At 70.6% G+C, this 9,095-nt stretch carries 9 protein-coding genes; 6 read left to right on the top strand and 3 right to left on the bottom strand.

Translation table 11 applies throughout. The features are described from left to right. On the top strand, positions 1-285 hold a 285-nt coding region (locus TU34_RS23920; RefSeq protein ID WP_045823629.1), incomplete at its 5' end, for a hypothetical protein. Between the two features lie 96 nt (positions 286-381). Here TU34_RS23920 and TU34_RS14585 read toward each other — a convergent pair. Continuing rightward, positions 382-1,011 carry a DUF4232 domain-containing protein gene (locus TU34_RS14585; protein ID WP_045823628.1) on the bottom strand — a complete coding sequence of 210 codons (630 nt, stop codon included), beginning with the start codon at positions 1,009-1,011 and terminating at the stop codon, positions 382-384. A gap of 138 nt (positions 1,012-1,149) precedes the next feature. Between TU34_RS14585 and TU34_RS14580 the strand changes: the two genes are divergently transcribed. The 5 genes from TU34_RS14580 (at position 1,150) to TU34_RS14560 (ending at position 6,715) form a co-directional block, all read left to right on the top strand. After that, entirely contained in the window at positions 1,150-1,737 is a 588-nt protein-coding gene (locus TU34_RS14580; protein ID WP_052688951.1) for an Rv3235 family protein, read from the top strand. A gap of 62 nt (positions 1,738-1,799) precedes the next feature. Next, the gene (locus TU34_RS14575; protein WP_045823642.1) at positions 1,800-3,269 is read left to right on the top strand and encodes a wax ester/triacylglycerol synthase family O-acyltransferase; all 1,470 of its coding nucleotides are present in this window, start codon (positions 1,800-1,802) and stop codon (positions 3,267-3,269) included. Positions 3,270-3,300: 31 nt separating this feature from the next. Next, entirely contained in the window at positions 3,301-3,816 is a 516-nt protein-coding gene (locus TU34_RS14570; protein WP_045823627.1) for a DUF6912 family protein, read from the top strand. Positions 3,817-4,009: 193 nt separating this feature from the next. Next, positions 4,010-5,320 carry a fatty acid desaturase family protein gene (locus TU34_RS14565; protein ID WP_045823626.1) on the top strand — a complete coding sequence of 437 codons (1,311 nt, stop codon included), beginning with the start codon at positions 4,010-4,012 and terminating at the stop codon, positions 5,318-5,320. 153 nt (positions 5,321-5,473) lie between these two features. Further along, entirely contained in the window at positions 5,474-6,715 is a 1,242-nt protein-coding gene (locus TU34_RS14560; RefSeq protein WP_045823625.1) for a fatty acid desaturase family protein, read from the top strand. A 38-nt stretch (positions 6,716-6,753) separates the two neighbouring features. Here TU34_RS14560 and rsgA read toward each other — a convergent pair whose 3' ends face one another. After that, positions 6,754-7,794 (bottom strand): ribosome small subunit-dependent GTPase A, encoded by a 1,041-nt coding sequence (gene rsgA, locus TU34_RS14555; RefSeq protein WP_238981326.1) that lies wholly within the window; start codon positions 7,792-7,794, stop codon positions 6,754-6,756. Further along, positions 7,758-9,011, bottom strand: a complete 1,254-nt coding sequence (gene aroA, locus TU34_RS14550) for a 3-phosphoshikimate 1-carboxyvinyltransferase (protein ID WP_045823624.1) — start codon at positions 9,009-9,011, stop codon at positions 7,758-7,760. Before aroA ends, rsgA begins: the two co-directional genes overlap by 37 nt. Between the last annotated feature and the right edge of the window lie 84 nt (positions 9,012-9,095).

Raw genomic sequence — 9,095 nt, 5'->3', positions numbered from 1 at the left:
GGTCATCGCGACCGCGCTCTGCGCCCCCTGCCCACCGAGGAGGCGCAGAGCGCGGTCGCGATGACCAAATCGGCGGCCCCCACGGCGCTGCGGGCACGCGGCTTCGACGACGAGCAGCAGGACCTGGTCTACACCGGTCCCGCCGAGGACGGCGGCACCCGTCAGATCGCGGACGGCGCCGACACCGCCGGCGTCTCGGCGAGTCGTCGCGAGCGTCGTGCCGCGGCACGGTCGGGGACCCGCACGGCCGGTACCAAGCCGCCGAAGGCGCGCAAGAAGCGCTGACGCCCTCCCGCATCACCGATCCGCTCCCGCGACACCACCGGCGTCGCGGGAGCGGTGTCGTATGGCGGGACGGGTCCCGGCGTCAGACTGATCGAGTCAGCGGAGGGTCCCCACGGTGAGCAGCGGTTGCGCGGTCGTCGACCGGCAGGCGGTGTAGGCCGTGGTGCGGACGAAGACGGCGGCGCGATCGTCGGGAGGGTAGATCCGCAGACCGTCCGCGCGGACCGGGTCGCATCCACCGACCGCGCCGGCCTGCGCGATCCGCAGCGCGGCGCTCGCCGACCGGCCCGGGTCCACCGTCACCGTGGTCGCGGTCGAGCCGTCACGACGGGCAGCGGCGCCGAGCTGGGTGCCGTCGCCGTCGCCGACGAACGAGACCCCGGGGTAGCCGGTCAGGGTGCACGTCGAGGACCCCGTGTTGGTCAGTGTGATCGTCGAGTGCGTTGCTCCGGCCGTGCCGCCGTCGGGGTCGGCGGTGACCGCGCCGGACAACTGGCCGGCGCGGCACGCCGCGGCAGGGCCGCCGGCGGGCGCGGTCGTGCCCCCGGCCCGGCCCGACCCTCCGCCCGGGTCCTCGGTCGATCGCGGCGGTGCCGCGGCCGTCGACGAGACGACCACGGTCGATGTGGTGGTCGTGGACGCGGTGTCGGATCCGGATGAGCAGCCGGCCACGACACCGATCGCCGCGATCGAGAGCGCGAGTGCGGGGGTCACACGTGCCTTCATGTGCGCGATGCTAACGAGAATTCCCGGCCCTTGCCGGAACCGTTGCCGCAGCCGCCGCGTCGTAAGAGGTGCGCGAACTCGACTCGTCGGCGGGAGACACCCTGCCGGTCGGCTCGCCACGGACGATGGGTGGGGCTCATGACGGATTCAGGCGGCGTCGCGGTGCGCGACCGGCAGGTCGGGACCGACACCGGATGGTTGATCGGCCCCATCCCGCAGTGCGAACCCGAGCCGCTGTCGGAGACACCGGTGACACGGCGGGCGGGAACCGCGCGCGTCGGTCGTCCGACGACATCACCGCAGCGCCCGCCGGCTCCCGCGGTGGGCGCCCCGGTCGCCGACCGGGTGGACCCCTCGGCACGTGCGTTCGCCGTCTCCGCACTCACCCGCGTGCTCGAGGTCATCGACCGCCGCCGCCCCGTCGCCCACCTCGCGGCGGTGGCCGCGCCCCACATCGTCGATCAGGTGACGGCCCTGATGCACCGATCCGCCGCGTCGTCGGCGCCGGGCGGTCGGCGGCCGCCGACGGCGTCGCTCCTGCGGGTGCATCTGCAGTGGTCGGGTCCTGATGCCGCCGAGGTGACCGCGAGCTACAGCCGTGGCAACCGGGTCCACGCCGTCGCCGCGAGGGTGGCGCGCGTGCCGACGCGGATCCGTCCGACGGTCCCGGGCGGACCGCGCGTCACCGAGCTGCGGTGGACGTTGGTCAACGTCACCACCGTCTGAGCCGGGCGGTCGATCTGGGAGGATGGGATCGCACAAGGATCAGGAAGGCGGTGTGGACCCCGGTGAACCGACTCTCCCCCCAGGACGCCACCTTCTACTACCGCGACGAAGAGGGCTCGACGACCCATCTCGGATCGCTCCTCGTCCTCGAACGCAGTGCGACCCACCTCGAGTACCACCGGCTGCTGGCCACCGTCGAGAGCCGCCTGGGCTCGGTGCCGCGGTACCGGCAGCGCGTTCGCGAGGTGACGCTGGGCCTCGCCCGCCCGGTGTGGGTGGACGACAACGACTTCGACATCACCTACCACGTGCGTCGTTCGGCGCTGCCGACCCCGGGGACCGACGACCAGCTCCACGACCTCGTCGCGCGACTCATGTCGCGGCCGCTCGACCGGCACCGGCCGCTGTGGGAGATGTATCTCGTCGAGGGGTTGGCCGACAACCGGATGGCGGTGCTGACCAAGACCCACCGCGCCCTCGTCGATGGTCGCGACGCCCTCGAGATCAACCAGGTCATCGTCGACGACGAACCGGTGCACCCCGAGACCCCGCAGGACCTGTGGCTGCCCGACGCCGAACCCAGCAGCGGCGCACTGGTCGTGCACGCGATCGCCGACGTGGTCACGCGGCCGTGGGAGCTGATCGAGACGGTGCGGTCGGCGCCGGTCGCGCGGGTCGCCTCGGCTCCGGTGGCGACCGTCACCTCGGTGGTGGCCGGTTCGCTGCGCCGCATCGGCTCGGTGATGCAGCTGGCGACCGATTCCGCGCCCGACAGCCCGCTCAACGGCGCGACCACCGGCACCCGCCGGTTCACCGTGGCCTCGATACCCGCGGTGCGATGTCTCCAGATCGCCCGCGCGCACGACTGCGCCGTGAACGACGTCGTGCTCGCGGCCATCGCCGGTGCCCTGCGTCGCTGGCTGCTGTCGCGTGATCTCGCCGTCGACGCCCACGCCACGGTCCGGGTGATGGTGCCGCTGAGCGCGTACTCCGCCGGCGGCGAGGCCGGTTCCTCGCGGTCGGACGAACTGAGCAGCGACGCCGAGTGGATGGCCGAGGGTCTGCGCGGATTCGTCACCGATCTGCCTGTGGGGGAGCCCAACCCGACCGTGCGTCTGTCGCAGATCGCCCACCTCACCGAGCGGCACTCCCACTCGACTCGCCGCATGTCGATGGGGACACGAGCCTGGTTGCCGGAGTTCACCGTCGCGGCGACTCAGCGCGTGGGACCGGCGACGTTCCACGCGATGAGTTCGCGTGCCGCGGCGTCGATGTCGGGGCGATCGTTCAACGTCCCGGTCAGCATCGCGCGCGGCCCCGGCGCCCCGCAGTACCTGGCGGGCAACCGCATCACCGAGATCTACCCGGTGCCGGCGCTGGTACCGCAGCGCGCGCTCGCGATCGGGCTGAACTCCTACAACGGCGAGGTGTTCTTCGCCTTCAACGCCGACCGCGACATCATGTGGGATCTCGGTGCCATGACCGAATTCCTCGCCGAGTCGTTCGACGAGCTGCCGGTGACCACCCGGTGACCGATCAACCAGATGCGAGGAGAGCAGTCGAGTGAGGGTGTACCTACCGGCCACGTTGGCGATGGTGGCCACGATCGAGTCCTCGGGGCGGTTCGAGTCCGTCGGCGGCACCGCCTTCGCCCTCACCCCGGCGCTGCGGGAGTCCTACACCGCCGGTGACGACGAGGAACTCTCCGAGGCCGCCATGCGGGAGGCCGCGCGGGCGTCGCTGCGCCTGATGGCGGCCGAGGCGGATACGCGTTCCCCCGACGAGCCGGCGTTGCCGCTGCGGCGGGTGGTGGTCGCCGCCGACGTCGAACCGGTGACCCTGCGCCCCGACCTCGACGTCGCCGTGGTCAGGATCGACCCGTCGGTGCCACGCTCGGCGATCGCATCGGTGCACGTCGACGTGGCCGAGGCCCAGACCGCTGTCGCCGCGGCGGTCGAGGTGATCGATGACGCCGACCTGGGCGACGAGGACGCCGAGCTCGCGATCGGCGACGTCGATGATTTCGACCTGGCCTGGTACGCCACGCAGGAGCTCCCGTTCCTCCTCGAACTCCTCTGACGCCCCTCCTCTGCAGGTGCGGATGCAGGGTGCATCCGGGCTGCACCGACGCACGCCCGAGGGGTTGGGTTCGACGCCAAGAACCCTGTGTGGACGGTGTGTTGTCGTACACATCCACGACAACCCCTGGACGCCTACGGTTCCGTAACCTACGCTTTCGTAGGTCAGCAGTTCCGGCGCCGAAGGAGTCATCGTGGCAGTCAAGAACGTCCCCGAGTACGCGCACCTCAGCGAAAGCGACGTCGCCGAACTCGGACGCCGTCTCGACGCCGTCCGCGCCCGCATCGAAGAGGTCCGCGGAGAGCGTGATGCGAAGTACATCCGCAACACCATCCGGTTCCAGCGCGCCCTCGAGGTCACCGGTCGCGCGCTGACCGTCGGCGCTCGACGCCGGCCGCTGTGGTGGCTGGGCGCCTCGGCGCTCGGTGTCGCCAAGATCGTCGAGAACATGGAGATCGGCCACAACGTCATGCACGGCCAGTGGGACTGGATGAACGATCCCGAGATCCACTCGACCGGCTGGGAGTGGGACAACGCGGGTCCGTCCGAGCACTGGAAGCAGACCCACAACTACCTGCATCACAAGTACACGAACGTGCTGGGCATGGACGACGACGTGGGCTACGGCCTGCTGCGCGTCACCCGCGACCAGCGGTGGCACCCGATCTACCTCGCCAACATCTTGTCGAACACCGTCCTGGCGCTCGGCTTCGAATACGGCGTGGCGCTGCAGCACCTCGAGCTCGGCAAGATCGGTCGGAAGGACTTCGACCGCGCCGAGCTCGATCGCAAGCTCGGCGAGGTCGGCGAGAAGGTGGGTCGCCAGATCCTCAAGGACTACGTGGTGTACCCGGCGCTCGCCGGTGCGGTCACCCGGTCGAGGTCGGGATGGCGCGCCGCCCTCACGGCGAACCTGATGGGCAACGCGATCCGCAACGTGTGGTCGAACGCGATCATCTTCTGCGGTCACTTCCCCGACGGCGCCGAGAAGTTCGTCAAGCAGGATGTCGACTCCGAGACCCAGGGCGAGTGGTACCTGCGGCAGATGCTGGGCAGCGCCAACTTCCACTGCGGCCCGGTGCTGGCGTTCATGAGCGGCAACCTGTCGTTCCAGATCGAGCACCACCTGTTCCCGGACCTGCCCAGCAACCGTCTGCGCGAGATCTCCCACGAGGTCAAGGCGCTGTGCGAGGAGTACGACCTGCCGTACACGATCGGCCCGTTCCCGGTGCAGTACGCCAAGTCGTGGCGGACCATCGCGAAGCTCTCGCTGCCGAACAAGTACCTGCGCGACACCCGCGACGACGCACCGGAGACCGCGTCGGAGGAGCGCTTCCGTGAGGACTCCGCCGTCCGTCTGGTCGCCACCATCGACCCGGTCACCGGCAAGCGGCGGGGTCTGCGCAGCGCCATGGCGACCGCACGAGCGCGTCGACGTGACGGCGCACTCGCCAAGGTGTCGCGTCTGGTCCCGGCGGCCCGGGGCACCGATCGCGCCGCCTGACCGAGACGCGACACGCCCGAACACACCGCAGGCTGACACGGCCGTCTCGAGGTCACGGTGGCGTAACGACCGCGCGGTGTGGACAATGAATCGAGCACCCGATCCGTGTGCGAGCACACCGTGCGGAGCACGCCACAAGGAGTAGCCCGGCCCATGGCCATCACCGACATCAACACCTACGCCCACCTCTCCGAGGCCGACGTCGCCGAGCTCGGACGTGAGCTCGACGCGATGCGTCGCCGGATCGAGGCCGACCGCGGCGAGCGCGATGCCCGGTATCTGCGTCGTACCATCACCGCGCAGCGCCTCGTGGAGGCCGCTGGCCGACTCGTGTTGTGGAACAACAAGACCCGGTCGGAATGGGTCGTGGGCACCGCGTTGCTCGCCGTCGCGAAGATGATCGAGAACATGGAGCTCGGGCACAACGTGATGCACGGCCAGTGGGACTGGATGAACGATCCCGAGGTGCACTCGTCGTCCTGGGAGTGGGACATGGTGTGCGCCGCACCGGACTGGAAGCACTCGCACAACGTCGTCCACCACAAGTACACGAACGTGATCGGCATGGACGAGGACCTCGGGTACGGCGTCATGCGCATCACCCGTGACGAACCGTGGCGTGCCAAGCACCTCGGCGGTCCGTTCATCAACGTCTTCCTCGCCGCGACGTTCGAGTGGGGCATCGCCCTGCACGATCTCGCCCTGAAGGACGTCGTGTCGGGCAAGCGCTCGTGGGCCGACGCGAAGCCCCAGGTGATGCCGTTCCTGCACAAGGTCCGTCGCCAGATCACCAAGGACTACGTGTTGTTCCCCGCGCTGTCGGGCAAGCGTGCCGGACGCACCCTCTCGGCGAACCTGACCGCCAACCTCGCGCGCAACCTGTGGACCTACGTCGTGATCTTCTGCGGCCACTTCCCCGACGGTGCGGAGAAGTTCACCCTCGAGTCCATCGAGAACGAGACGCCGGGTCAGTGGTACCTCCGTCAGATGTTGGGGACGGCCAACTTCAAGGCCGGCAAGGCCATGGCGTTCATGAGCGGCAACCTCTGCTACCAGATCGAGCACCACCTCTTCCCCGACCTGCCGAGCAACCGGTACGCGGAGATGAGCCGCGAGATCCGCGAGATCTGCGCCCGCTACGACCTGCCCTACACGACGGGTTCGCTGCCGCGGCAGTACTGGCTGTCGCTGCGCACCATCTGGAAGCTGGCGCTGCCCGACCGCTTCCTCAGGGCCACCGCCGACGACGCCCCCGAGACCGCATCCGAGCGGCGCTTCGCGGTGCCCGCCGTCACGGCGGCGGTCGGTGAACACGGCGGGAACCTGCGCCGTGGTCTCAAGACGGCCATCGCCGACGCGCGTCGAAGCCGTCGCACCGTCGCCGCCTCGGCCTGACGGCGTCCCTGCGGCACCATCGCCGGTGACCGCGGCGTCTAGCCGCGCGGGGAGTCGTGCCCGTCGGTGTGCACCACCGCCGAGAGCAGCGCACGCACCGCGGTGACCCGCCGTGCGGCCTCGCCGGTCAACGTGTCGAGCGCACACTCGGGATCGGTCGGCGGCCCCAGATGCGTACAGCCGCGCGGACATTCGTCGATCGCGTCGCGCAGGTCGCCGAACGCGTTCACGAGGTCGTCGGGCGCGACGTTGGCCAGTCCGAAGGATCGGATGCCGGGGGTGTCGATGACCCAGCCCTGGCGTCCGGGCAGTTCCAGCGCGACCGACTGCGTCGAGGTGTGCCGTCCCTTGCCGACCCCCGACACCACCCCGACCGCGCGATAGGCATCGGGCACCACCCGGTTGACCAGTGTCGACTTGCCCACCCCGGAGTGACCGATGAGTGCGCTGACGTGGCCCCGCAGCGTGTCGAGGACCGGTTCGAGGGGATCGTCACGCCCGGCGATGAGCACGGGCAGGTCGAGGTCGGCGAACGCCGCGCGGAACTCGTCGGCGTCGGCGAGGTCGGACTTGGTGAGACAGAGGATGGGCGACAACCCGCCGACGTAGGCCGCGACGAGGGCGCGCTCGACGAAGCCGGTCCGCGGCGGCGGGTCGGCGAGGGCGGTGACTATCAACAGTTGCGAGGCGTTGGCGACCACGACCCGCTCGTAGGGGTCGGTGTCGTCGGCGGTGCGTCGCAGCACCGACGAGCGTTCGTCCACGCGCACGATCCGCGCGAGGGTGTCGACAGTTCCGCTGAGGTCGCCGACCACCCCGACGCGGTCGCCGACGACGATCGGGGTGCGGCCCAGTTCGCGGGCGCGCATGCAGACGACGCGCGTCGCGTCGGGCCCGTCGAGGACACAGCCCCAGCGCCCGCGGTCGACGGAGATGACCATCCCCTCGAGGGCGTCGTCGTGCGCCGGCCGCGTCTTGGTGCGCGGTCGGCTGCCCTTGCCCGGACGTATCCGGACGTCGGTCTCGTCGAGTTGGCGGCCGCTCAGGGCTGATCCGTCCCGGCGAGCATCCGCTGCCACATCGCGGGGAAGTCCGGCATGGTCTTGGCCGTGCAGGCGATGTCGTCGACGGCGACGCCGTCGACGACGAGGCCGAGCAGGGCTCCCGCCGTGGCCATGCGGTGATCGGCGTAGGCGTGCCACAGACCGCCGTGCAGGGGGGCCGGTTCGATGCGCAGTCCGTCGGCGGTCTCGGTGCACCGACCACCCAGCCGGGTGATCTCGGTGGCGAGGGCGGTCAGTCGATCGGTCTCGTGACCGCGCAGGTGCGCGATGCCCGACAGCATCGAGGTCGAGTCGGCGAGCGCGCACAGGGCCGCGATCGTCGGCGTCAGTTCGCCGATGTCGTGCAGGTCAGCGGTGAGACCCGACAGCTGGTGCGGGCCGCGGACGGTCAGCACGCCGCCGTCGATCTGCGCGGTGGCTCCCATCTCCACGAGGACGTCGACGATCTGCGCACCCGGTTGGGTGGTCCGGTCGGGCCAGAGCGGGATGGACACCTCGCCCCCGGTGGCCGCCGCCGCGGCGACGAACGCCGCCGCGTTGGAGAGGTCGGGTTCGATCCGCCAGTCGACGGCCGCGACGGGTCCGGGGACCACGCGCCACGTGTTCGCGACACCGTCGTCGACGGTGACCCCGGCCGTCCGCAGCATCTCGATCGTCATGTCGATGTGCGGTTGGGAGGGAACAGGTTTCCCGACATGGTGGATGGTGACACCCGCATCGAACCGGGCCGCGGAGATGAGCAGCCCGGAGACGAACTGCGACGACGACGACGCGTCGATGGTCACCTCGCCGCCGCGTACCGAGCCGGTGCCCGCGATACCGAAGGGCAGCGTCCGCCCCTCGACCGCGACACCCAGGTCCCGCAGAGCCGACAGGATGGTGTCGACCGGACGGGCGCGCATCTGCTCGTCGCCGTCGACGGTCACCGTGCCGTGGGCGAGCGCGGCCATCGGCGGCACGAAGCGCATGACGGTCCCGGCCAACCCGCAGTCGACGTGTCCACCGGTCAGCGCGCCGGGGGTGATGGTGACGGTGGTCGGGTCGGCTGGATCGGGGGAGACCCCGACGCCGAGCGTGGCGACCGCGTCGAGCATGAGGTCGGTGTCGCGGCTTCGCAGCACGCCGGTGAGGGTGCTCGGGGTGTCGGCGAGTGCGGCGATGACGACCGCGCGGTTGGTGATCGACTTCGAACCGGGCACGCTCACCGTGGCGGCGACCGGGCGAACGGCCATCGGTGCGGCGTACGGGGCGCGCGGGTTCGTCGAGATCACGAACCGATTGTCCCACGCGCAGGTGCGGGAGAAGTCGTAGCATCG

Origin of the sequence: Williamsia herbipolensis (assembly GCF_000964005.1) — a bacterium.
GTDB classification, from domain to species: domain Bacteria; phylum Actinomycetota; class Actinomycetes; order Mycobacteriales; family Mycobacteriaceae; genus Williamsia_A; species Williamsia_A herbipolensis.
The sequence above is the reverse complement of the archived record's forward strand: the minus strand, read 5'-3'. Positions and strand labels throughout refer to the sequence as shown.